The following is a 23,163-nucleotide window of genomic DNA, read 5'->3' as shown; positions in this document are numbered from 1 at the left end:
ATGGTCTGGCTGCGCATCGCGATCGCGCCCGTCCTGCTGCTGGGCGTGCTGTGGTTCGTCGACCTCGGCGACGTGGCGCGCCAGTTGCGCCAGGCCCAGCCCGGCTGGCTCGCGGCGGCGCTGGCCAGCGCGGTCGCGTCCAACATGGTCTCGGCCTGGCGCTGGCGTTCTCTGGTGCGCTGGCTCGGCCACGGGCTGGCGCTCGGGCGCGCGCTGCGCCTGTACTTCCAGGCCATGGCGCTCAGCGCGCTGTTGCCCGGTGCGGTGGTCGGCGGCGACGTGTTCCGCGCCGTGGCGCTGCGCCGCGGCGGCATGGAGACCTGGTCCGCGGGCCTGTCGGTGCTGCTGGACCGGCTCAGCGGCCTGTGGATGCTCTGGGTGCTGGCGGCCGTGGTGGCCGCCTGGAGCTGGCACGGCGGCGCGCAGGCGGCACTGGTCGGCTGGGGCCTGCCGGACTTCGGCATGGCGTTGCCGCTGGCCGCCTCCGTGTTGCTGCTGGCGCTGCCGGCGGCCGTGCTGTGGGCCCTGCAGCGCGGGCCCTTGCGGGGCCGCAACGCCGTGCTGGCCCAGCGCCCCGACACCGCCGGCGAGTTCGGCCGCCAGTTGCTGCAATCGGCGCTGGTGCAGCTGCTGTCGGTCGGCGCGCTGGCCTGTTGCGGCCGGGCCTTGCACCTGGACACCCCCTACTGGGCCTATGCCATCGCGGCAGCACCGACCTTTCTGATGGCGGCCCTGCCCGTCAGCTTCGGCGGCTGGGGCACGCGCGAGGCCGCGGCCGCGCTGAGCCTGGCGCCGTTCGGCGTGGCCTCGGCGTCCGCGGTGGCGGTCTCGCTGCTGTACGGCGTGCTCGCCCTCGTGCAGGGCGCGGCCGGCCTGGGGCTGATGCTGCTGCAGCGGCGCAGCGCGCGTTGAACGCCGGCGCCCCGGCCGCTAGGCCCGCGTTGCCCAGCGCGCCGCAATGCGCGCCGCCTGCGCGATCGGCGCGTCCAGCGCCAGCGCATCGGCCGCGTGCCGCGTCGTGAACACCGCCAGCACCAGCGGTGCGCGCGCTGGCGGCCAGACCACGGCCACGTCGATGGCCGAACCGTAGGCACCCTGGCCGCTGGTGCCGGTCTTGTTGCCCACGACCCAGCCAGCCGGCATGCCGGCACGGATGCGGGCCGCGCCCGTCACCGTGCCGCGCAACCAGGTGGCCAGCTGCGCGCGCTGCGTCGGCGCCAGCGCGTCGTCGACGGCGAGCTTGCGCAGGCTCTCGGCCATGGCGCGCGGCGTGGTGGTGTCGCGCGGATCGCCCGGGATCGAACTGTTGAGTTCCAGCTCCCAGCGGTCGAGCCGGAACTGCGTATCGCCGATGCTGCGCATGAAGGCCGTGAGCCCGGCCGGCCCGCCCACACGCTGCAGCAGCAGGTTGGCGGCGGCGTTATCGCTGGTCTGCACGGTGGCCTCGCACAGCGCGGCCACGCTCATGCCCTCGGCCAGGTGCTGCGAGGTGACCGGTGAATGCGACAGCAGATCGCCGCGCTGGTAGCGCACATGCTGCGCCAGCAGGCCGGGCTCGGCGCTGCTGCGCGCCAGGATGGCCGCGGCCAGCACCGCCTTGAAGCTGCTGCACATCGGGAAGCGCTCGTCGGCGCGCTGGCCCAGCAGCGCGCCGTCGGCGGTGTCGATGGCGCAGACGCCGATGCGGCCGGCAAAGTCATGCTCCAGGGCGGCGAGTTCGCGTTCGGCCTGCGCCTGGCCAGTGCGGCGCGCCGGTGCGGCACAGGCACTGAACAGCGGCATGGCGGCGGCGGCCAGCAGCAAGCGGCGGCGGCCGCGCAAACGGGGTGGATGCATCGAAGGGTCTCCGAAGAAGGGTTGGAAGGAAGAGAGGTGTCGCGACGCTGCGCATGCTAGGCAGCCGCGCGCGCCGCACCAAGCTCCGGGCACGACCGCCCTGCACGGGTGTAACCTGTGTCACATGCGCACTGCCACCGTCACCGTCGAACTGAGCTCCCCGCAGACCGTGGATGGCCGGCCCGCGACCTACCAATCGTTGTGGCTGCTGGCGCGCCTGCTGCATGCCCATGCCGCGGGCCAGCCGGTGCGCATCGACGACCTGCGCGGGCAGGTGTCGGCGGCGCGCACGCAGCGCATGCTGGTCAGCCGCGCCTTCCGCGACTTCAAGGCCTGGGGCCTGGCGGTCGGCTGGGGCGAGGACCGCCAGCGCGACCCGCGCTTTCTCAATGCGGAGCGCCGCAGCCAGGGCCCGTTCTGGTTGCCCGAGGCCCAGGCACGGCGGGTGCAGCTGCAGGTGGAAGGCCGGCCCGCCACGCCGGCCGAGCGGGCCGCCTTCCTGGGCCTGCCGGCGCCCTTGGCCTGCGCCGGCGCGGCTCCGGGCACGCCGCCCGAGGCCGTGCACCTGCAGGACGCCGGCTTCTGGCAGCAGCTCGTGGCCGCGCAACAGGCCATGCGCCAGGGCCGCTGGGCCGCGCAACTGACGGCCGGCGGCACACCCGCGCCGGCCAGCGCGCTGCAGGCCATGCGCCGTGCGGCCCAACTGGCCGGCAGCGACTTCCAGCGCGCGCTGGTCACGCTCAACGAAGCGCTGCTGTGGCGCCGCATCGGCGACGACGCCCAGGCGCGCCGCCGCGTGCAGGCGCTGGCGCGCCAGCGCCTGGCACGCCACGTGGCCGGCCACGACTACCTGGGCGCCATGGCCGCCATCGTCTCGGCCTGGTGCGATTACACGGCGCGCGACCTGCCGGCCGCGCGCGCGCAGTTGCAGGCCATCGCGCGCGATCCGGCCCAGGGCGCATTGCTGGCCCACCATCCGCAGGTGCGCTTCGAATGGAGCAACCTGTGGGCGCTGGCCTGCCGGTCGCAGGCACTGGGCAGCGCAGCCCAGGCACCGACGCAGGCCGCCGCGCAGGCCGAGGAGTCGCTGCAGCACTTCGGCCGCGCACTGGCGGCGGCCTTCGAGTCGCACTCCTTCGACGCGGCCCAGCACGTGGCGGCCAACATGGGCATGGCGGTCTGGCTGTTCGAGCGCGTGGGATTGCAGGCCGGCGTGGACCGTGCCCGGCCGCGCGCCATCCAGTGGATCGCGTTCAGCGAGTGGCTCAGCGGCCAGGCCGAGTTGCAGGGCCGCTCGGCCTGGAACGCGATCTACCTGCTGCGCATCGCGCGCGGTGCCTGTCAGCCACCACCGCGCTGCACGCTGGCGCAGTTCCGTGCGCTGGCCCCGCTGACGCCCACCACCCTGGCGCGCGAAGCCGGTCCGCTGGCCGAAGTGTTTCGCGGTGCCGACTGGCCGGACGACTGGGTCCAGGTGGCCGGCCAGCGCCTGGCCGAACACCGCAGCGGCGCGCGCCGCTATCCGGGCCTGCAGTACTGCGGCCTGCTGCTCGAGCAGGCCTGGTTCGCCGCGCACGCCGGCAAGCTGGCGCTCGCCGCGCAGGCGCTGGCGGCATTGCGCGAATCCCTGCCCCAGCTGGTGCCCAGTGACCGGGCCTACTTCCGCGAAGTGTGGAACGACGGCCTGCCGGCCGAGCTGCTGGCGCTGGAGCCGCCACCGCGCCGGCCACGGGCGCGTTGAGGCCCCTGCATCTAGTCCTGAGGAAAGTCCGAAGGCCTGAAGCCCGAGAGCCCGTCCAGGACGCCCTTGGGCTCGAGGCTGGCGTAGGACGAGCTGATCCACGGAAGCGAATCGCTGCGCCGGAACTCCCGGTGTCCCATGGCGGCCGACTGGTGGGCCGCGAAGCGCACGAGCGGTCCCACGATCTGCGCCACCTGCGGCAGCTCGTGGAACGGCTCCAGCGCCATCTTGAGGAAGGGGGCCGTCAGCGTGCCGGCGTCGTGCAGCGCGATCAGGTGGTTCACCAGATCGTTAGCGAGCCCGTGCGCGTCGTCGGGGAGCCGCGTGCGCGCCAGCGCATCGCGGAAACGGACCAGCAGGGTGCGGACTTCAGGTGGCATGCCACTGGATGGCGACGAGCGCAGGCCTGCGGCTAAGCGATGTGGCCCGCGCACCGGCACGGATTGGTAACCGGTCGCAACCGAGCGCGCGGGCCCCACGCTAAGCGTGCTCGCCGACGATCGGCCCGAACTGCCAACGGCCGCCCCCCGTGAGGGACAGATGGTGGGTATGGAACTGCCGCACCGCCTCCCGGTGGGCCACGCTCACCAGGCAGGCGCCGCTGCTCCGCAGGCGCGCGTAGATGGCAGCCTCGTTCTCGGCATCGAGCGCGCTGGTGGCCTCGTCGAGCACCACCACGTCGGGCTTGTGCACCAGGACACGCGCCAGCGCCAGGCGCTGCTGCTCGCCCATGGACAGCAGCTTGTCCCAGGGCTGCTCGGCGTCCAGTGCGGGTGGCTCGCCGGCGAGGTGGCCCAGTTGCACATCCTGCAGCGCGCGAAGAAGGTCGGCATCCTGAACCGCCGCGTCGGGAAAGGGATAGAGCAGCTGGCCGCGCAAGCTGCCGCCGCGCACATAGGGGCGCTGGGGCAGGAAGAACAAGGACTTGTCCGAGGGATGGCAGATCCTGCCCGACCCTTCGCGCCACAGCCCTGCCAGCGCGCGCAGCAGAGAGCTCTTGCCGCAGCCGCTCACCCCCGTGATCAGCAGCGCATCACGCATCGCCAGTGCGAAGCTGAGCTGCTCGATCAGCACGCGCTGCGTCCCCGGCACGGTGACGCACAACGACTGTGCGCCGACGAAGTCCGCCGTGTCGTGCCTGATCTGGGGGTCCGGCTGCTCGGCCGCCGGCGCGCGGGCCACGGCATCGACCTTTGCGTCCTGCGCTGGCGCCAGCACGCGCCGGGACAACTCGTCGAGCCGGTCGATGCCGGCGACGAAGCGGCTCAGGCTCTCGAAGTTGTCGACGATCAGCGCGACTGCCCCGAGGACCATGGCGAATGCGCCAGCGGCCTGCACGGCGCGGCCGACTTCCAGGCGGCCCGCCAGCACGTCAGCAGCGAGGATGACGGCCGGCAGCACCAGCGTGAGCTGGGTGAAGGCGCGCTGGAACAGGTTCAATGCACATTGCCGCCGCACGAGACGGGCGTAGTTGCGAAAGGCGGCGTCGAAGCGCGCATCGATCTGGGCCCGTTCCTGCGCCTCGCCGCGGTGGAAGGCGATGGATTCGGCGCTCTCGCGCACCTGGATCAGGCTGAAGCGCAGGTCGGCCTCCTTGCGCAGCTGGGCGAAATTGAGCGTGATCAGCGGCCGGCCGAACAGGTACATCGCGCCCACGGTGCCCGCCACCGCGTACACGACCAGGAAGCCGACGAGCGCTTCGGAAATGGACCACAGCACCGCACTGAAGGCAGCCAGCTGCATCACCGAACCGATCAGGATCAGCAGGAAATGGATCGAGCGCCCTGTGAAGGTGTTGATGTCCTCGGCGATGCGCTGGTCCGGGTTGTCCAGCTCGGACTGTTGCGCCAGGCTGTAGTAGCGCCGCTCGGCCAGGTAACCGTCGAGAAAGCGTCCCGTGAGCCAGCGTCGCCAATGGTTGGCGAAGGTGTCACGCATGAAGTAGTAGATGGCATAGCACGGCGCTGCGATCGCGACCAGCACCAGGGTGGTCCGCACGGCGCTCCAGAACCGGTCGGACTCGCGGCCCGCCAGGGCCGACATCAGTTCACCGGCCTCGTCGTTCAACAGGACGGCCAGCCGGGTTTCGCACAACATGAGCAACACCAGCGTGGCAAGCAGGCCCCAGGCCTTCATCCGCGCATCGCCGAACCAGAACGGCTTGGCCAACTGCAGGAAGCGTTGCCAGGAGCTGGCGGCGTGCGTCGGCGCTCCATGCGACTGAGGAATCTGGGGCGGCGTCGGCAGCGTCGCGGAAATGGCTTGTGGCATGGAGTGCAGCGGTAGGTGTGCCGGGAGGCTAGAACCCGCACCGGTTCCGAGATGTGGGACAGTGCCGCAGCTTGCTGGAGGCATCACCGCGCGGCGCATGCGGTAGGCGTCCCACGTGGTTCGTAGCTGCATCATTTGATGTAGGCGGAAGCGATCGTGCTGGACAGAATGCACCGCCATGAACCTGAACGTCTTGTTCGCGCAGCCGCACGGCCTGGCGCGCACCCACCGTCTCATGCAACGGCGGTGAATGCCCTTCGCCTCGAGCCCCGCGCTTCCTCCCACCCCCCACCACGACTTTCGTCGCCATCCTGTCTCCGGCCTGCAGGAGCTGGTCGTCACGCCGCAGCTGCAAGGCTGGGCATCCGAATGCGCCGCGTTGCTCGGCCACCGCGCGCCCATCGCCTTGCGCTTGCTCAGCGAAGGTCGCCCGGTCTACCGCGAGCCCTGGGAATGGCTGTTGCGGTACGGCTTGGCGTGGGCATGAGGCGCGGCGCACGGCTCTCCGCGAGATGTATCCAAACGCTCCTTTTGTGACAAAACACGATCGCAACACAAGGAGCACAGCGCAGACCTACAGTTCGGTGCACAAGCCGAACAACAGGGCGCCAGCCCGCCAGGGGGACGACCAGGCATGCACGCAAGCTCCGTGAGTTCTTTGCGCCCCAGCGGCGCGGCGCCAGAGACTTCAGCAGCCCCGGGCCTGGGCCAGGCCGACGCGGTCGGCCTGCTGGCCACCGCGATGGAGACGGCGCGCGCGCATGCCGCCGATGACACGCCGCTGCTGATCAGCGGCGAGCACAGCAGCGGCCGCGCACGCGTGGCGCGCGCCGTGCACTACCTCGGCCCGCGCCGTGGACGCCCCTTCATTTCCCTGCACTGCGCGACGCTGCGAGGCGCGCCGCTGGACAGCATGCTCCCCGGGCTCGTGCAGCTGGCCGCAGGCGGCACCTTGTTCCTGGAGGGCATCGCCAGCCTGCCGGCGGGCGGCCAGGCGCTGCTGTGGCAACAGGCGCAGCGCGCGCCCGCCGTGCGCTGGATCGCAGGGGCCGAGGAGCTGCAGGCCCGCACCGGGGCAACCGCCTGGCACAGCACGCTGGCACCATGGCTGGCCATGGCCCGCATCGATCTGCCTGCACGCGGGGCGGCGAGGGTCTGACTCAGACGCTCTCAGCCCGGATCGATGCGGTAGCCCACCGCCAGCGCCTTGGTGTAGGCGGCGAACGGCCCTTCGCGCGGCTGCCCGGGCACCAGTTGCGCCGGCGGCTTGAGATAAGCCTGCACGTGCAGCACGGTGTGCGGCGCTTCGAGGGCTTGGACGGCGATCTGCGCGCGCACGTAGCCGCCCGGCAGCCCCACCTCCTCGAAGGTGTCCATGGCCGCCAGCAGCGCGGCATCCACCGCGTAGACCTCGCCCGCCACCTGCTGGCCCTGGCCAGGCAGGTCCACGAGCCAGGGGGCGCGGTCTTCGTTGGGCAGCTGCACCACATACAGCGGATAGGGACGCTGTGTGCGGTAGGTCCCGCCGATGCGGCGCCCGCTGTTGCGGAAGAAGTTCGGAAAGCCCTGCTTGAGGGTGCCGTAGACGAAGACCAGCGTGTCCATGGCCTTCAGCCCAGGCGCAGGCGGTAGAAACGGCTGTCCACCGCCATGACGGGAAAGGCCGGCGGCAGCGCCGCGCGGTCGACCATGGCGAAGCCGTTCTTCTCGTAGAAGCGGTGCGCGGCCAGGAATTGCGCCGTGGTCCCCAGGTAGACCTCTGCCACGGCCTGCGCGGCCGCCCATTGCAGCAGCGTGTCGAGCAGCCCCTGCGCCACGCCGTGGTGTGCGCCGCGCCAGGCCGGCGCGACGAACATCTTGCGCAACGCGGCCTGCCGACCGCCGATGTCGCGCAAGCCGATGCTGCCCACCACGGCGCCACCGGCCTCGGCCACCCAGAAGTTGCCACTGCCCTGCTGGTAGAAGCCCTGGACGTCGGCCAGGTCCGGCTGGGCTTCACGCGTGATGGGGATGCCGAATTCCTGCTGCTGGATCGGCAGGATCAACGCGGCGATGGCATCGGCATCGGCGGAGCGGGCGGGGCGGATCTGGACAACGGTCATGGGCCGAGTGTGCCGCAGCCCGGCCTGCGCGCGGCCCCTGCGCCGAGACGGCGCACGCCGATCCGGCGCGACGCCGGCATGGACGGCGCGGTGTACGGGTCAGCGATAGCGGGCCGCCGTGATGAACTGGCCGAAGCTCTCGCACCAGACGATCACCGTGGTGTAGCGCGCCACGTCGATGGGTTCGGGCACGGCCACCACGAAGTTGCGGAAGGTGCGCACATCGCCGACGCGCACCATGGCGGCCTTCAAGCGCAGGAAGTCGGCTTCGGTCTCGACGAACTCGGGCGAGAGGTAGAGCTTGTAGTCCGGGCCCGGGGCCAGCTCACCGGCCAACGCGATGCTGCGCGCCGCCACCGTGACGGTGCCCTCGCCCCAGTGCAGCGCGTCGCTGTCCTTCAGATCGCGGCGGAACCGCGCAGTCCATTGCGCGGCCCGGGCCTGGGCGGCGACCTCGGCGGCGCTGGGCGCAGGCGGGGCCGTCAGCACCGGCAGGAAGTACACACCCAGCGCAAAACCGAATCCGAGCACGGCCAGGTGCGAACCCAGCAGCAGGACGAAGCGGGTGGTGCGGGACATGGCGGCCTCGGACGAAGGGAGCGATGGCCGCATTCTGGCCCCTCACCGCGCCGCCGCACAGGCCCGCGCATCCCGCTCAGAACGGTGCGTCGGCGTCCTCGCCTGGCGCAGAGGCCGGTGCCGCGCTCTGGCCCGGCTTGCCCAGCAGGGTGAGCACCTGCTTGCGCAGTGCCGCGTTCTCGGCCTCGAGCTCGCGCACGCGCTTGCGCAGCGCAGCCACCTCGTCCTCTCCGGGCGGTACCGCGGATTCGGCCGAGCCGGCCTCTTCGCTGCTCTCGCGCGCCGGCTTGCGCTTGCCCTCGCGCACGCGCTTGGCGGCCTGCTTGAGCTCGTCCTTGCCGGCGGCGGCCGCGGCGGTCTGCTCCTCGACGGGCAGGCTGGCCACGGCGGCCGCGGCGCTTAGCGTGATCTCGCCGGACTTGACGGCGGCCACCACCTCGGGCGCCGCGCTCTGCTGGATCTTCTCGATCATGACGACCTGGCTGCTCTTGAGCCGCGCGGCGCGCGCCAAGGCCTCGCGGCTGTCCAGCGATTCGTTCTTGGGCAGCGGCGCGGCAGCTTCCGGCGGCGCGGCGCCTGCGTCCTCGGCCGGTGCTGCCTTGGCACGTTCGCGCCGGCTGGCCACGATCTCGCGCTTGCGCAGCGCCAGCACGCCGCGCTGGAAGTCCGACACGCTGCGCCGCCCCAGGTGCTGGTCGATCATCCACAGGTGCACGTCCTCGATGGACTGGAACCGCGTGTTCTGCACGGTCTGGAACGGCAGCCCGTGCTTGCGGCAGATGCCGTAGCGGTTGTGGCCGTCCACCAGCACATCGCCCCACAGCACCAGCGCGTCGCGGCAGCCCTCGGCCAGCAGGCTGCGCTCGAGCGCCTCGTATTCATCCGGCGTCAGCGGATCGATGTAGGCCTTGAGTTCTTCGTTGACGACGATGTCCATGGGTGGCGTGGGAGGCAGGGCTGCACAAAGGGCGCGGATTGTAGAAGCGCAGCCGAACACCGGCGCCGACGGCCGCGCGCGGCCCCGTCCGGCAGCATCGGCGGCGCCTGCGGTCCAGCATGCGCGGGTGACCGCCCCCAGCACCCTCCCCGCCCGCCTGGACGCACTGCCCTGGTCGCACTGGCACTGGCGCGTGGTGCTGGCCCTGGGCGTGGCCTGGGTGCTCGACGGGCTGGAGGTCACCATCGTCGGCGCCTTCGGCAGCGTGCTGGAGCGGCCCGACACGCTGGCGCTGTCGGCCAGCCAGGTCGGCTGGGCCGGATCGCTCTACGTGCTGGGCACCGTGGTGGGCGCGCTGTGGTTCGGCCGCATGGCCGATCGACTGGGGCGCAAGCGGCTGTTCCTGCTCACGCTCGTGGTCTACATGGCGGCCACCATGGCCACGGCCTTCGCGACCGGCTTCGGCTGGTTCGCGCTGTGCCGCTTCGCCACCGGCGTGGGCATCGGCGGCGAGTATGCGGCCATCAACTCGGCCATCGACGAACTGATCCCGGCGCGCGTGCGTGGCCGCGTGAGCCTAGCCATCAACGGCAGCTTCTGGATCGGCGCCGGCATGGGGGCGGCGCTGAGCCTGGTGCTGCTGGACCTGCCCTGGCTCGACGTGGCGCTGGGCTGGCGCCTGGGCTTCCTGCTCGGTGCCGTGCTGGCCGTGGCCGTGCTCGTGGTGCGCCGCCATGTGCCCGAGAGCCCGCGCTGGCTGCTCGCGCACGGCCGCGCGGCCGAGGCCGAACGTACCGTGCGCGCGATCGAGGCCGAGGTGCAGGCACAGCATCCGCACTGGCGCCCGGCGCCGCCGCTGCCGATGGCCGACGATCCGACGCGCAAGGCGCTGCCTGGCCTGGCCCAGGTCGCCCGCGTGCTGCTGCACCACTACCGCCGACGCAGCGCCGTGGTGCTGGCGCTGATGGTCTCGCAGGCCTTCTTCTACAACGCGATCTTCTTCACCTACGCGCTGGTGCTCACGCGCTTCTACGGCGTACAGGCCACGGCCGTGGGCTGGTACATCCTGCCGTTCGCGGCCGGCAACGTGCTGGGGCCCTGGCTGCTGGGTCCGCTGTTCGACCGCGGCCGCCGCGCCATGATCGCCGCCACCTACGGCCTGTCGGGCCTGGCCCTGCTGCTGACGGGCTGGGGCTTCGTGCAGGGCTGGTTCGATGCAGTGACGCAGACGCTGGCCTGGTCAGCGGTGTTCTTCCTGGCTTCGGCCGCGGCCAGCTCGGCCTACCTGACGGCCAGCGAGCTGTTTCCGCTGGAAATGCGGGCGCTGGCCATCTCGCTCTTCTTCGCCGTCGGTGCCGGCATGGGCGGTTTCGCGGCGCCCGCGCTGTTCGGCGCGCTGATCGAGACCGGCAGCCGCGCCAATGTGTTCGTGGGCTATGCGGTCGGCGCCGCGCTCGTGATCGTGGCCGCGGCGATCGCCTGGCGCTACGGCATCGACGCCGAACGCCGGTCGCTCGAGGACATCGCGCCGCCGCTGAGCAGCCAGGAGACCGACATCCCGCACCGCTAAACTGCCAGGTTTGCCGGACGCCGAGGCCTTCCGCGCGGCGAGGCCGCTGCGCCATGAAAGGGCATCGGCGTCCCCGCCTGTCTGCCTCCGTGTCGCGCCACCTGCTCCCCCTGCTCCTCGGCCCGCTGCTCAGCCTGTTCATCGTGAGCCTGGGCAACGGCTTCATCGCCTCCCTCAGCACGCTGCGGCTGGACGCCGCCGGTGTGCCGGCCCACCTGATCGGCGTGGTCTCCTCGGCCTACTTCATCGGCCTGACCCTGGGCGCCGTGTCCTGCGACCGGCTGATCGGCCGCATCGGCCACATCCGCGCCTTCAGCGGCTTCGCCTCGCTGACCGCGGCCTCCTTCCTGCTGCATTGCATGGTCTTCGATCCCACGGCCTGGACCGTGTTCCGGCTCGTCAACGGCTGGGCCACGCTGGGCATCTTTCTGGTGGTGGAGAGCTGGCTGCTGCTGGCCGGCGACCAGAAGACGCGCGGGCGGCTGCTGGCGCTGTACATGATCGCCTTCTATGGCGCGGGCATGCTGGGCCAGGCCGCACTCGGCCGGCTGCATGCGGGGGGCGACACCGTGCCCTTCATGGTGGCGGGCATGCTGGCTGCGCTGTCGGTGCTGCCCATCGTCATCGTGCCGCGCATCGCGCCGGCGGCCGAGCGCACCGAGCCGCTGCGGCTGCTGCGGCTGCTGCGCATGTCCCCCACGGGCGTGGTCGGCTGCTTCGGCTCGGGCATCGCGATCGCGGCCGTCTACACGCTGCTGCCGCTGTACCTGCAGCGTGTGGGCATGGACGTGGGCCAGGTCGGCGAACTGATGGCCTGCGTGATCCTGGGCGCGGTCGTGCTGCAGTACCCGATCGGCCGCTGGTCGGACCGGCGTGACCGGCGCGCCGTGCTGGCAGCGCTGAGCGGGTACTGTGCGCTGCTGTCGCTGTTCGTCCTGGCGCTGCCGGACCACCAGACGGTGCTGGTGGTGCTGCTGTTCCTGCTCGGCGGCGGTGTGTTCGCGGTGTACCCGGTGGCCGTGAGCCATGCGGCCGACCAGGCCCCGGCCGGCGCCCTGGTCGGCACCATCCAGGGGCTGCTGCTGATCAACTCCATCGGCTCGGCGATCAGCCCGCTGGCGATCTCGCCGCTCATGGCGCAGGCCGGCGAGCAAGGCCTGTTCTGGGCCTTCCTGGTGCTCAACGCCGGCCTTGCCGCCCTCTTCCTGCGCCGCCACAAGGTGCGGCCTGAGCCCGCGCCAGTGGCCCCCTTCGTGCCGACCACGCAGATGTCGCCCGCCGGCGCGCAGATGCGCGTGACGCAGGAGCTGCTGCAGGGCGCACTGGCGCGCGAGCATGCGCAGGACCGCGCCGACGCTGCGGCGCCGTAACGCCTGGATACCCCTGCCGGCGCCGCTGGAACAGTTCAATCAATCGATTGAATTGTGCTGTAATCCGCGCCGCATGACCAAGCCCGCGCCCGCCCCAGCCGCCCGCCAGGCCGCCGCACGCAGCGATGGCCAGGAGGCACGCGCCCAGCTGCTCTCCGCCGCGCTCGCGCTGTTCGCCGAGCAGGGCTTCGCCAAGACCTCGACACGCGCCATCGCCCAGGCCGCGGGCGTGAACCTGGCCGCCATCCGCTACTACTTCGGCGACAAGGCCGGGCTGTACGCCGCCTGTTTTTCCGAACCGCTGGGCGGCAACGCGGGCGACCTGACGCGCCTGTGCGGCGCGCCGGAGCTGCCCGTGGCCGAGGCGCTGCGGCTGTTCCTGACCGGCTATGTGGAGCCGCTCAAGCAGGGCGAGATCGTGCGCCAGTGCATGCGCCTGCACCTGCGCGAAATGCTGGAACCCACCAGCCAGTGGGCGCAGGAGGTCGAGCGCGACATCAAGGGCCCGCACCTGGTGCTGGTGGACATCCTCGCGCGCCACCTGGGCGTGCGCGCCGACGACGACCTGCACCGCCTGGCCTTCGCGATCACGGGCCTGGCGATGCAGCTGTTCGTCACGCACGACGTGGTCGATGTGGTCCACCCCGGGCTGATGCGCGACGACGCTGCCATCGACCGCTGGGCCGAACGCCTGGTGGGCTATGCGCTGGCGCTCGTGGACGCCGAGAAGCAGCGCCGCAGTGCGAGCGCTGCGGCCAAGACACGCAAAAAAGAATGAACCTGTCCTCTTCCCCCTCCCCCGCGCTGCGGCGCCTGGCCCTGGCCGGGCTGCCGCTGCTGCTGGCCGCGTGCAGCGTCGCGCGGCCACCGGCCGCCGTCCAGGCGCCCACCCCTGCGCAGTGGCACACACCGCAGACCGGCCTGCCGCATGGCGGCGCCGTGCCGCAGCTGGCCGACTGGTGGCGCCAGTCCGGCGACGCGCTGCTGGTCGAGCTCATCGCCGCCGCGCAGGCCGCCAGCCCCGACGTCGCCAGCGCGGCCGCGCGCATCGCCGAGGCCCGCGCCACGCGCGTGCAGGCCGGCGCGGCCATGGGTCCGACGCTGGACGGCAGCCTGTCGCTGAGCCGCGGCAACACCTTGTCCACGGGCAGCGGCGGCGTCTCGGGCGGCACGGCCTCGCTGCCGACCTTCACGAACGCGCAGGCCGGCCTGCAGGCGGGCTGGGAGATCGACCTGTTCGGCGGCCTGGCCGCCACGCGCGACGCAGCCGGCGCGCGGCTCTCGGCCAGCCAGGCGCAGTGGCACCAGGCCCGTGTGGCCGTGGCCGCAGAGACGGCCAATGCCTACTTCGCCGAGCGCGCCTGCGCGCGGCAGCTCGCGGTGAGCGAACAGGACACGGCCTCGCGCCGCGAGAGCGCGCGCCTGACCGCGCTGTCGGAGCAGGCCGGCTTCGCCGCGCCGGCCGATGCGGCGCTGACGCGCGCCAGCGCCGCCGACGCCGCGGCCCGGCTCACGCAGCAGCGCACCCAATGCGCCCTGCAGCGCCAGGCCCTGGTGGCGCTGACGGGCTGGGAGCTGCCGGCCCTGGCGCAGCGGCTGGACGCCGGCCCCGGCAACCTGGCGCTGCCCGCCCTGCAAAGCGTGGACAGCGTGCCCGCGCGCGCGCTCGCGCAGCGGCCCGATGTCTACGCGGCCGAGCTGGCCGTGGCGGCCGCCAGCTTCGATGCCGGTGCAGCGCAGGCCCAGCGTTACCCGCGGCTGTCGCTTTCGGGCAGCATCTCGGCGCTGCACGTGCGCGGCGCCGGCGCCAGCGAGACCGTCAACAGCTGGAGCATCGGCCCGCTGCAACTGAGCCTGCCCATCTTCGACGGCGGCACGCGGGCGGCCAATGCCGAGGCCGCCCGCGCGCGCTACGACGAGGCCGTGGCGCTGTACCGCGCCAAGGTGCGCCAGGGCGTGCGCGAGGTCGAGGAAGCCCTGCTCAGGCTGCAGGACACGGCCCGGCGCGCCGGCGACGCCGACACCGCCGTGGCCGGCTACCAGGCCTCGTTCGACGCCACGCAGGCCCGCTACGACGGCGGCCTGGCCAGCCTGTTCGAGCTCGAGGACGCGCGCCGCACGCTGTTCGCGGCGCAGACCGCGCGCGTGGCGCTGCAGCGCGAACGCACCGAAGCCTGGGTCAGCCTGTACCGCGCGCTCGGTGGCGGCTGGACCCGCCCCGAGGACGGCCAGACCGCCTTCCACACCACTTCCCCCGCTGCCGCAGCGCAGACCCGTTGACCATGACCCGTACCCAACGCAATCTTTCCATCACCGCCGTCGTGCTGGCCCTGGTGGCCGCCGGCTGGTGGTTCACGCGCCAGCCCGCTTCCGAAGCAGCGCCGCAGCCGGCCAAGGCCGACGCAGCCCAGCCCCGCCCGGCGCTGACCGTGCGCGTGGCCGCGCCCGAGCCGGCCGAGCTGGCCATCACGCTGGCCGCGAACGGCAACATCGCCGCCTGGCAGGAGGCCAGCGTGGGCTCCGAATCCGCCGGCCTGCGTCTGGCGGAGGTGCGCGTGAACGTGGGCGACGTGGTGCGCCGCGGCCAGGTGCTGGCCCGCTTCGCGCCCGAGACCGTGGATGCCGACGTGGCCCAGGCCAAGGCATCGCTGGCCGAGGCCCGCGCGACCGCCGCCGACGCGGCCGGCAACGCCGCCCGTGCGCGCACGCTGGAGAAGACCGGCGCGCTGAGCCAGCAGCAGATCACCCAGTACCAGACCGCCGAACAGACCGCCAAGGCGCGCGTGGAGGCGGCCGAGGCAGTGCTCGCGGCCCAGCAGGTGCGCGGGCGCAACACCCAGGTCCTGGCGCCGGACGACGGCGTGATCTCGGCGCGCAGCGCCACCGTGGGCAGCGTGGTCGGCTCGGGCACCGAGCTGTTCCGCTTGATCCGCCAGGGCCGGCTCGAGTGGCGCGCCGAGGTCGGCGCGGCCGAGCTGGGCCGCCTGGCCGTGGGCATGCCCGTGCGCGTGACGGCGCCCGGCGGTGCCCAGGTGCAGGGCAAGGTGCGCAGCATCGCGCCGACCGTGGACGCGCAGACGCGCAACGGCCTGGTCTATGTGGACATCCCCTCTGTGCAGGCCCACAAGGGCTTCAAGGCCGGCATGTTCGCGCGTGGCGAGTTCGCGCTGGGCAAGAGCGCCGCGCAGACCGTGCCGCAGGCCGCCGTGGTGCCGCGCGACGGCTTCAACACCGTGATGGTGCTGCAGGCCGACAGCCGCGTGCAGATGCGCAAGGTGCAGGCCGGACGGCGCATCGGCGAGCGCATCGAGATCACCGGGGATCTGCCGGCCGGCGCGCGCGTGGTGACCGAGGGCGCGGGCTTCCTCAACGACGGCGACCTCGTGCGCGTGGTCGACGCGGCGCCGGCCGAGGCGCCGGGCGCGGCCAAGTGAAACGGGACCTGCCATGAACCTGTCTTCCTGGTCGATCAAGAACCCCATCCCGGCGGCGATGCTGTTCGTGCTGCTGACGCTGGGCGGGTTGTTCGCCTTCCATTCCATGAAGGTGCAGAACTTCCCGGACATGGACCTGCCCGTGGTCATCGTGACCGCCGCGCTGCCGGGCGCCTCGCCCGCGCAGCTGGAGAACGACGTGGCGCGCAAGATCGAGAACTCGATCGCCACGCTGCAGGGCCTCAAGCACATCACGAGCACGCTGACCGATGGCTCGGCGACCATCGCGGCCGAGTTCGTGCTGGAAAAGCCGATCCAGGAGGCCGTGGACGACGTGCGCTCGGCCGTGAGCCGGGTGCGCTCGGACATGCCGACGGATCTGCGCGATCCCATCGTGACCAAGCTGGACCTGGCGTCCCAGCCCATCCTGGCCTTCGCGATCTCATCGGACCGGCTCGACGACGAGGCACTGTCCTGGTTCGTCGACGACACCATCGCGCGCCGGCTGCTGGCCGTGCGCGGCGTGGGCGCCGTCAACCGCGTGGGCGGCGTGACGCGCGAGGTGCGCGTGGCGCTGGACCCGGCCAAGCTGCAGGCGCTGCGCGCCACGGCGGCCGACGTGTCGCGCCAGCTGCGCCAGGTGCAGCTGGAAAGTGCGGGCGGCCGGGCCGACCTGGGCGGCAGCGAGCAGCCCGTGCGCACCATCGGCACTGTGCAATCTGCCGACGAGCTGCGGCGCATGCAGATCCCGCTGTCCGACGGGCGCCGCATCCTGCTCTCCGACGTGGCGACGGTGGAAGACACGGTGGCCGAGCAGCGCGCCACGGCCGTGCTGAACGGCAAGCAGGTGGTGGGCTTCGAGGTCGCGCGCTCGCGCGGCGCCAGCGAGGTCGAGGTCGGCGCCGGCGTGGAAGAGGCGCTGAAGAAGCTGCAGGCCGACCACCCCGACATCCGGCTCACGCGCACGCTGGACTTCGTGAAGATCGCCTCCGAGGAATACGACGCCTCGATGAAGCTGCTCTACGAGGGCGCCGTCCTCGCGGTGCTGGTGGTCTGGCTGTTCCTGCGCGACTGGCGCGCCACCATCGTCTCCGCAGTGGCGCTGCCGCTGTCGGTGATCCCGGCCTTCATCGGCATGTATTTGCTGGGCTTCTCGATCAACATCATCACGCTCTTGGCGCTGTCCCTCGTGGTGGGCATCCTCGTGGACGACGCCATCGTCGAGGTTGAGAACATCGTGCGCCACCTGCGCATGGGCAAGACGCCCTACCAGGCCGCGATGGAGGCGGCCGAGGAAATCGGCCTGGCCGTGGTGGCGACCACCTTCACGCTGATCGCGGTGTTCCTGCCCACGGCCTTCATGAGCGGCGTGGTCGGCAAGTTCTTCAAGCAGTTCGGCTGGACCGCCTCGCTGGCGGTGTTCGCCTCGCTCGTGGTGGCGCGGCTGCTCACGCCCATGATGGCGGCCTACATGCTCAAGCCGCTGGTCGGCCAGGAGAAGGAGCCGGCCTGGCTGGCGCGCTACATGCGCATGGCCCAGGCCTGCCTGCGACACCGCTTCCTGACCATGGTGGGCGCCACGCTGTTCTTCTTCGGATCGCTGGCACTGATCCCGCTGCTGCCCTCGGGCTTCATCCCGCCCGACGACAACGCCCAGACCCAGGTGCGCGTGGAGCTGCCGCCCGGCGCCAAGCTGGAGCAGACCATGGCCATGGCCGAACAGGTGCGCCAGCGCCTGCTCCACATCGACCACATCGGCGACATCTACACGGCCATCGGCGCCGGCAGCGCGGGGGCGGACCCGTTCTCGGGCAACTTCGTCGAGGCGCGCAAGGCCACGCTGACGCTGCAGCTCGCGCCGCGCGGCGCGCGGCCCAAGAAGCAGGTGATCGAGCAGCAGATCCGCCAGGCGCTGGCCGACCTGCCCGGCGCGCGCACGGGCGTGGGACTGGGCGGCTCCAACGACAAGTACGTGCTGGCGCTGTCCAGCCAGGATCCGCAGGCCCTGCGCCAGGCCGCCACCGACGTGGAGCGCGAACTGCGCACCATCCCGGGCATCGGCAACGTGACGTCGATGGCCAGCCTGGTGCGGCCCGAGATCGTGGTGCGCCCCGACTTCGCCCGCGCGGCCGACCTGGGCGTCACGAGTGCGGCGATTGCCGACACGCTGCGCGTGGCGACCATGGGCGACTACGACAACCAGCTCGCCAAGCTCAACCTGCCCGAGCGCCAGGTGCCCATCATGGTCAAGCTGCGCGACGACGCGCGGCAGGACCTGGCGCTGCTGGAAAGCCTGGCCGTGCCCGGCGCGCACGGCCCGGTGCGCCTGGGCGAGGTGGCCACGCTGGAGCTGGCCGGCGGGCCGGCCGTGATCAGCCGCTACGACCGCGCGCGCAACATGAACTACGAGATCGAGCTGTCCACGCGCGGCTTGAACGACGTGACCGAGGCGGTGCGCATGCTTCCGGCCGTGAAGAACCTGCCGGCCAGCGTGCGCATCATCGACGTGGGCGACGCCGAGGCCATGGGCGAGCTGTTCACGGGCTTTGGCCTGGCGATGCTGACCGGCGTGGTCTGCATCTACATCGTGCTGGTGCTGCTGTTCAAGGACTTCCTGCAGCCGGTGACCATCCTGGCGGCGCTGCCGCTGTCGCTGGGCGGGGCTTTCGTGGGCCTCATGGTCGCCGACAAGAGCTTCTCCATGCCCTCGCTGATCGGCCTCATCATGCTGATGGGCATCGCCACCAAGAACTCCATCCTGCTCGTGGAGTACGCCATCGTGGCGCGGCGCGACCATGGCATGAACCGCTGGGAAGCCCTGCTGGACGCCTGCCACAAGCGTGCGCGGCCCATCATCATGACCACGCTGGCCATGGGCGCGGGCATGCTGCCCATCGCGGTCGGCTGGGGCGCGGCCGACGCAAGCTTCCGCTCGCCCATGGCCACGGCGGTGATCGGCGGCCTCATCACCTCCACGGTGCTGAGCCTGCTCGTGGTGCCGGCGGTGTTCACCTACGTGGACGACTTCGAGCAGTGGGTCCGCCGCAGCGTGCGCCGGCTGCGCCGCCAGCCCCCCGAGGCCGCGCCCGTGCCACACTGAGCATGTGAACCGCAACGACGATTGGTCCTGGCCCGCGCTGTGCCTGCTGCTGGGCGCCGGCAGCGGGCTGGCCTGGTGGCAGGGCAACCCGCTGGAATGGGAGTGGTGGCCCGAGTTCGCGGGCGACGCCATGACCTGGTGGGTCGCCGCGCTCGTGCACCGCTCGCCCGCGCACTGGCTGGCCAACCTGCTGGCGCTGGCGGCGGTGGCCGTGCTGGGTCTGGCGCTGCAGGTGCCGCGGGCCCAGGCCTGGGCCCTGTTCGCGGCCTGGCCGCTGTCCACGCTGGGTTTGCTGCTGTTCCCGCAGATCGAGCGCTACGCCGGCCTGTCCGGCGTGCTGCACGCGGCGGTCGCCGTGCTCGTGGTGCACTGCGCCTTCACGCGCGGGCACCAGGTGTGGGCGGGCCTGCTGGGGGCGGGCCTCGCGGCCAAGCTGCTGGCCGAGGGCGCCTGGAACCGGCCGCTGGTGTTCGAGCCCGAATGGGGCTTCGCCGTGGCCACGGGCGCGCACCTCACGGGCGCGCTGGCCGGGCTGCTCTGCGCGCTGGCGGCCTACGGTGTGTCGCGGATGCGTGCCACCAGCGCGGTGGTCGAGTAGCCGTCCACGAACGGGATCGCCAGCGCAGCGCCGCCCCAGCTGCGCACCAGCGCGGTCTCGGGCAGCTTGTCCATGTCGTAGTCGCCGCCCTTGACGATGAGGTCGGGCCGCAGTTCGCCGATCAGCGCCTGCGGCGTGTCTTCGTCGAACCAGGTCACGAGGTCGACGGCGCCGAGCGCGGCCACCATCACGGCACGGTCGGCTTCGGCGTTGAGCGGCCGGTCCGGCCCCTTGCCCAGCCGCCGCGCCGAGGCATCGCTGTTGAGCGCCACGACCAGGCTGCCGCCCTGGGCGCGCGCCTGCGCGAGGTACTGCACATGGCCGCGGTGCAGGACGTCGAACACCCCGTTGGTGAACACCCAGGGGCGCGGCAAGGCGGCCAGGCGCGCGGGCGCGTCGCGGCGGGCGCAGATCTTGTCCAGGAAGGCGGGCGGGGCGAAGGCGCTCATGGGCGGCGATGCTAGCAGCCGAAATGGCGCGCCATGGCCTGCCATTTCGGGCCGTGCGGCCGGCGCCGCGGCTCCCATAATCGTGCGTCCATGAACCTTGTCGAAGTCAACATCAACTCGATCAAGCTCGGCCATCCGCTGCCGTTCGAGCTGCGCACCGAGCGCGGGGTGCTGCTGGCCCACAAGGGCTACGTGATCCAGACGCGCGAAGAGTTCACGCAATGGACTTCGCGCGGCATCACGGTGTGCATCGACATGGACGCCAGCGACGACCGCCAGCGTGCCTACATGGGCAAGCTGCACGACATGGTGCGCTCCGAGCGCACGCTGGGCGAGATCCAGAACGTGAAGATCGCGCCGGACGACCTGTTCTCCAGCAACGTGCGCCCCGAGAAGCCCGACCGGCCCGACTGGGTGGCGCTGCAATCGCGCGCCAACGGCCTGCTGCGCGACGTGCAGGGCGAAGATTTCCTGGGCCGGCTGGACAGGCTCTACCAGGAGCTGCGCGAGGCGCTGCAGCACCACCCGGACGCGACGCTGCTCGCGCTGAACCACCTGTCGGCCACCGAGACGCGGCTGTACAGCGCCACCCACGCCATGGTGGTCTACGCGGTGTGCAGCCTGGCCGCGCGCGAGGTGCTGCAGTGGCCGGCCGAACTCGACGAAGCCCTGGGCAAGGCCGCGCTGACCATGAACATCAGCATGACGGTACTGCAGGACCAGCTGGCCCAGCAGGCCGATGCGCTGACGGCCGCCCAGATCGAGGCCATCGAGCAGCACGCGCAGCGCAGCTTCTCGCAGCTGCTGGCACTCGGGGTGACCGACGAGAACTGGCTGCTGGCCGTGCGCCACCACCACGACCGGGCGCCCGGGCCGCTGGCTGCCAAGACCGTGCCGCTGCGGCTGGCGCGGCTGATCCAGCGCGCCGACATGTTCACGAGCCGGCTGGCGCCGCGCGTGTCGCGCACGCCCATGTCCACCTCGGCCGCCATGCAGGGCTGCTACTTCGACGAGGCGCAGCAGGTGGACGAGGCCGGCGCCGCGCTGATCAAGGCCGTGGGGGTCTATTCCCCGGGCCTGTACGTGCGGCTGGTCAACAACGAGCTGGCGGTGGTGGTCCAGCGCGGCAAGAACACCAGCACGCCGCGCGTGGCCGTGCTGGTCAACCGGGACGGCCTGCCGGCCGGCACCATGATGCTGCGCGACACGGCCTTGCCGCAGTACAAGATCGCGGCCAGCGTGCCGCAGCGCGAGGTGAAGGTCCAGGTGCCGCTGGACCGGCTGCTGGCGCTGGTCTGATCAGGCGGCGCTGGGCGCCGCCGCAGCCTGCTCGCGCGTGATTTCCTTGCGGTAGCGGTTCAGCTCCTGCACGGTCTTGAAGCTGCGGTCCATCAGCAGGCTCAGGTTGTGCAGGATGCGCTCGACGACCTTGCCTTCCCAGACGGCGTCGAACTTGATCTGCTGGTCCAGCCAGTGCTCCAGCCACTCGGGGTTGGGCAGGCGCGACTGCACCGTGTCGCGCGGGAACAGGGCCTGGTTCACGTGCAGGTTGGTCGGGTGCAGGGCCTGGGCCGTGCGCCGCGCGCTGGCCATCAGCACGCCGACCTTGGTGAAGGCGGCCCGCGCCTCGTTGCCGGCGTTCTGGATCGCGCGCTTCATGTAGCGGAGGTAGGCGCCGCCGTGGCGGGCTTCGTCCTTGCTGAGCGTGTCGTAGATCTTCTTGATCACGGGTTCGGTGTGCCACTCGCTGGCGCGCCTGTACCAGTGGTTCAGGCGGATCTCGCCGCAGAAGTGCAGCATCAGCGTTTCCAGCGCGGGCGCGGGGTCGAACTCGAAGCGCACCTCGTGCAACTCTTCCTCGGTGGGCGCCAGCTCGGGCCGGAAGCGGCGCAGGTACTCCATGAGCACCAGCGAATGCTTCTGCTCCTCGAAGAACCAGACCGACATGAAGGCAGAGAAATCGCTGTCGCCCTGGTTGTCGCGCAGGAACATCTCGGTGGCCGGCAGCGCCGACCACTCGGTGATGGCGTTCATCTTGATGGTCTGCGCCTGTTCGTCCGTGAGCTTGGCGGCGTCGAACTGGTCCCAGGGGATGTCCTTCTCCATGTTCCAGCGCACGGCTTCGAGTTGTTTGAACAGTTCCGGGTACAGCATGGCAGTCTTCATTGAGGCGGGGATTGTAGGCAAGCGGGCCCTGGAGGGGCCTTTTTCCGCGCCGGTCCCAGGGCAAGCACCGATGCGTGAACATTTTTTTACGGCCCGGGCGGAACATTGCCGGAACTTTCCCGCGCGCTCCGTGCTCCATGGGGTACGGTGCCTGTAGGGCATCGCCCTTTTTCGCTGCGAAGCCTTCCTTTCGATGGAAGCAATCCCGGAGTGGTTCTCCTCCTCCTCCCTCCCCCTCGTTCGCTCCGGGGCGCTTCGCAGCCTTTCATACACCGCCAATGACGACAGGGCCCCGCGGGGCCCTGTTCTGATCTGCACCTTGCGCTTCAGCGCGGCGCGGTGTCGGCGAAGCTGACGCGCTGCATGAGCTTGTCCTGCAGCCGCGCCAGGTTGGGGTGGGTGTTGCGCCAGGCGATGTCGGGGAAGCGGAACTCCAGCCAGCCCAGCGCGCAGCCGACCGCGATGTCCGACAGGCTCAGGTGGATGCCGCTGCAATAGGGCTTGTCGCCCAGCCCCTGGCTGATGGCCTTGAGCCCGGCGTGGACCTTGCCGAGCTGGCGGTCGATCCAGGCCTGGCTGCGCTCGCCCTCGGCGCGGTGCGCCCAGCCGGCCTCCAGCCGGGCCAGTACGCCGGCGTCCATGACGCCGTCGGCCAGCGCCTCCCAGGTCTTGACCTCGGCACGCTCGCGGCCCTGGGTCGGGATCAGCCGGCCGACCGGCGACAAGGTGTCCAGGTACTCGACGATCACGCGCGAATCGAACACGGCCTCGCCGCCTTCCATGACCAGGCAGGGGACCTTGCCCAGGGGATTGGAGCGCGCGATGGTGGTGGCGTCGGCCCAGACGTCCTCGTCCACGAACTGGTAGTCCAGCTTTTTCTCCGCCATGACGATGCGTACCTTGCGGACGTAGGGGCTGGCGAGGGAACCGATCAGTTTCATGGGCATGGGGTTTGGGGGGCCGCCTGGGCAAGGCCCCAGGCGGGCAGATTCTAGGCGGCCGGTCCGGGC

The 23,163-nt window shown here is 71.6% G+C and carries 22 protein-coding genes; 12 read left to right on the top strand and 10 right to left on the bottom strand.

Going from position 1 to position 23,163, the window contains the following annotated elements; all coding sequences use genetic code 11:
* The gene (locus IE209_RS29420) at positions 1–912 is read left to right on the top strand and encodes a lysylphosphatidylglycerol synthase transmembrane domain-containing protein (RefSeq protein WP_189690438.1); all 912 of its coding nucleotides are present in this window, start codon (positions 1–3) and stop codon (positions 910–912) included.
* 18 nt (positions 913–930) lie between these two features.
* Here IE209_RS29420 and bla read toward each other — a convergent pair whose 3' ends face one another.
* Positions 931–1,836 carry a class A beta-lactamase gene (bla, locus tag IE209_RS29415; RefSeq protein ID WP_189690437.1) on the bottom strand — a complete coding sequence of 302 codons (906 nt, stop codon included), beginning with the start codon at positions 1,834–1,836 and terminating at the stop codon, positions 931–933.
* 124 nt (positions 1,837–1,960) lie between these two features.
* Here bla and IE209_RS29410 point away from each other — a divergent pair, with 124 nt between their 5' ends.
* Positions 1,961–3,577: a hypothetical protein gene (locus tag IE209_RS29410; protein ID WP_189690436.1), complete on the top strand. Its 1,617-nt coding sequence runs from the start codon at positions 1,961–1,963 to the stop codon at positions 3,575–3,577.
* Between the two features lie 11 nt (positions 3,578–3,588).
* On the opposite strand, the gene IE209_RS29405 is transcribed toward IE209_RS29410, so the two are convergent.
* Positions 3,589–3,957, bottom strand: a complete 369-nt coding sequence (locus IE209_RS29405) for a hypothetical protein (RefSeq protein ID WP_189690435.1) — start codon at positions 3,955–3,957, stop codon at positions 3,589–3,591.
* A 100-nt stretch (positions 3,958–4,057) separates the two neighbouring features.
* Positions 4,058–6,028 (bottom strand): ABC transporter ATP-binding protein/permease, encoded by a 1,971-nt coding sequence (locus tag IE209_RS29400; RefSeq protein ID WP_229883125.1) that lies wholly within the window; start codon positions 6,026–6,028, stop codon positions 4,058–4,060.
* 70 nt (positions 6,029–6,098) lie between these two features.
* On the opposite strand from IE209_RS29400, the gene IE209_RS29395 reads away from it, so the two are divergent.
* Together IE209_RS29395 and IE209_RS29390 are read left to right on the top strand one after the other, a co-directional pair.
* A complete protein-coding gene (locus IE209_RS29395) occupies positions 6,099–6,335 on the top strand; it encodes a hypothetical protein (protein ID WP_189690434.1) in 237 nt (78 codons plus the stop codon).
* Between the two features lie 162 nt (positions 6,336–6,497).
* Positions 6,498–7,007: a sigma 54-interacting transcriptional regulator gene (locus IE209_RS29390; protein ID WP_189690433.1), complete on the top strand. Its 510-nt coding sequence runs from the start codon at positions 6,498–6,500 to the stop codon at positions 7,005–7,007.
* A gap of 11 nt (positions 7,008–7,018) precedes the next feature.
* On the opposite strand, the gene IE209_RS29385 is transcribed toward IE209_RS29390, so the two are convergent.
* From IE209_RS29385 to IE209_RS29370, 4 genes are all read right to left on the bottom strand, one after another.
* The gene (locus IE209_RS29385; RefSeq protein ID WP_189690432.1) at positions 7,019–7,453 is read right to left on the bottom strand and encodes a gamma-glutamylcyclotransferase family protein; all 435 of its coding nucleotides are present in this window, start codon (positions 7,451–7,453) and stop codon (positions 7,019–7,021) included.
* 5 nt (positions 7,454–7,458) lie between these two features.
* On the bottom strand, positions 7,459–7,950 hold the full coding sequence (locus tag IE209_RS29380; RefSeq protein ID WP_189690431.1) for a GNAT family N-acetyltransferase: 492 nt from the start codon (positions 7,948–7,950) through the stop codon (positions 7,459–7,461).
* Positions 7,951–8,049: 99 nt separating this feature from the next.
* Positions 8,050–8,529, bottom strand: a complete 480-nt coding sequence (locus IE209_RS29375; protein WP_189690430.1) for a DM13 domain-containing protein — start codon at positions 8,527–8,529, stop codon at positions 8,050–8,052.
* Positions 8,530–8,605: 76 nt separating this feature from the next.
* A complete protein-coding gene (locus IE209_RS29370; protein ID WP_229883124.1) occupies positions 8,606–9,466 on the bottom strand; it encodes a ParB N-terminal domain-containing protein in 861 nt (286 codons plus the stop codon).
* Between the two features lie 127 nt (positions 9,467–9,593).
* Here IE209_RS29370 and IE209_RS29365 point away from each other — a divergent pair, with 127 nt between their 5' ends.
* From IE209_RS29365 to IE209_RS29335, 7 genes are all read left to right on the top strand, one after another.
* Positions 9,594–11,036, top strand: a complete 1,443-nt coding sequence (locus IE209_RS29365) for an MFS transporter (protein ID WP_229883123.1) — start codon at positions 9,594–9,596, stop codon at positions 11,034–11,036.
* A gap of 89 nt (positions 11,037–11,125) precedes the next feature.
* Positions 11,126–12,406 (top strand): MFS transporter, encoded by a 1,281-nt coding sequence (locus IE209_RS29360; protein WP_189690429.1) that lies wholly within the window; start codon positions 11,126–11,128, stop codon positions 12,404–12,406.
* 73 nt (positions 12,407–12,479) lie between these two features.
* Positions 12,480–13,184, top strand: coding sequence for a CerR family C-terminal domain-containing protein (locus IE209_RS29355; RefSeq protein WP_189690428.1), 705 nt, complete (start codon positions 12,480–12,482; stop codon positions 13,182–13,184).
* Positions 13,181–14,686: an efflux transporter outer membrane subunit gene (locus IE209_RS29350; RefSeq protein ID WP_189690427.1), complete on the top strand. Its 1,506-nt coding sequence runs from the start codon at positions 13,181–13,183 to the stop codon at positions 14,684–14,686. Before IE209_RS29355 ends, IE209_RS29350 begins: the two co-directional genes overlap by 4 nt.
* A 2-nt stretch (positions 14,687–14,688) precedes the next feature.
* Positions 14,689–15,840, top strand: coding sequence for an efflux RND transporter periplasmic adaptor subunit (locus tag IE209_RS29345; protein WP_189690426.1), 1,152 nt, complete (start codon positions 14,689–14,691; stop codon positions 15,838–15,840).
* A gap of 13 nt (positions 15,841–15,853) precedes the next feature.
* Positions 15,854–18,940, top strand: coding sequence for an efflux RND transporter permease subunit (locus tag IE209_RS29340; protein ID WP_189690425.1), 3,087 nt, complete (start codon positions 15,854–15,856; stop codon positions 18,938–18,940).
* Positions 18,941–18,944: 4 nt separating this feature from the next.
* Entirely contained in the window at positions 18,945–19,538 is a 594-nt protein-coding gene (locus tag IE209_RS29335) for a rhomboid family protein (protein WP_189690424.1), read from the top strand.
* On the opposite strand, the gene rfaE2 is transcribed toward IE209_RS29335, so the two are convergent.
* Positions 19,493–19,987 carry a D-glycero-beta-D-manno-heptose 1-phosphate adenylyltransferase gene (rfaE2, locus tag IE209_RS29330; protein WP_189690423.1) on the bottom strand — a complete coding sequence of 165 codons (495 nt, stop codon included), beginning with the start codon at positions 19,985–19,987 and terminating at the stop codon, positions 19,493–19,495. The two genes, IE209_RS29335 and rfaE2, sit on opposite strands and share 46 nt — an antisense overlap.
* A 90-nt stretch (positions 19,988–20,077) precedes the next feature.
* Between rfaE2 and IE209_RS29325 the strand changes: the two genes are divergently transcribed.
* A complete protein-coding gene (locus tag IE209_RS29325; protein WP_189690422.1) occupies positions 20,078–21,286 on the top strand; it encodes an HD-GYP domain-containing protein in 1,209 nt (402 codons plus the stop codon).
* Here IE209_RS29325 and IE209_RS29320 read toward each other — a convergent pair whose 3' ends face one another.
* Complete coding sequence (locus tag IE209_RS29320) at positions 21,287–22,141, bottom strand: ferritin family protein (protein ID WP_189690454.1); 855 nt, start codon at positions 22,139–22,141, stop codon at positions 21,287–21,289. It lies immediately after the preceding gene.
* A gap of 338 nt (positions 22,142–22,479) precedes the next feature.
* Positions 22,480–23,094, bottom strand: a complete 615-nt coding sequence (locus IE209_RS29315) for a glutathione S-transferase N-terminal domain-containing protein (RefSeq protein WP_189690421.1) — start codon at positions 23,092–23,094, stop codon at positions 22,480–22,482.
* Between the last annotated feature and the right edge of the window lie 69 nt (positions 23,095–23,163).

This window comes from Pseudorhodoferax aquiterrae (assembly GCF_014652235.1).
Taxonomy (GTDB): Bacteria; Pseudomonadota; Gammaproteobacteria; order Burkholderiales; family Burkholderiaceae_C; genus Pseudorhodoferax; species Pseudorhodoferax aquiterrae.
The sequence above is the reverse complement of the archived record's forward strand: the minus strand, read 5'-3'. Positions and strand labels throughout refer to the sequence as shown.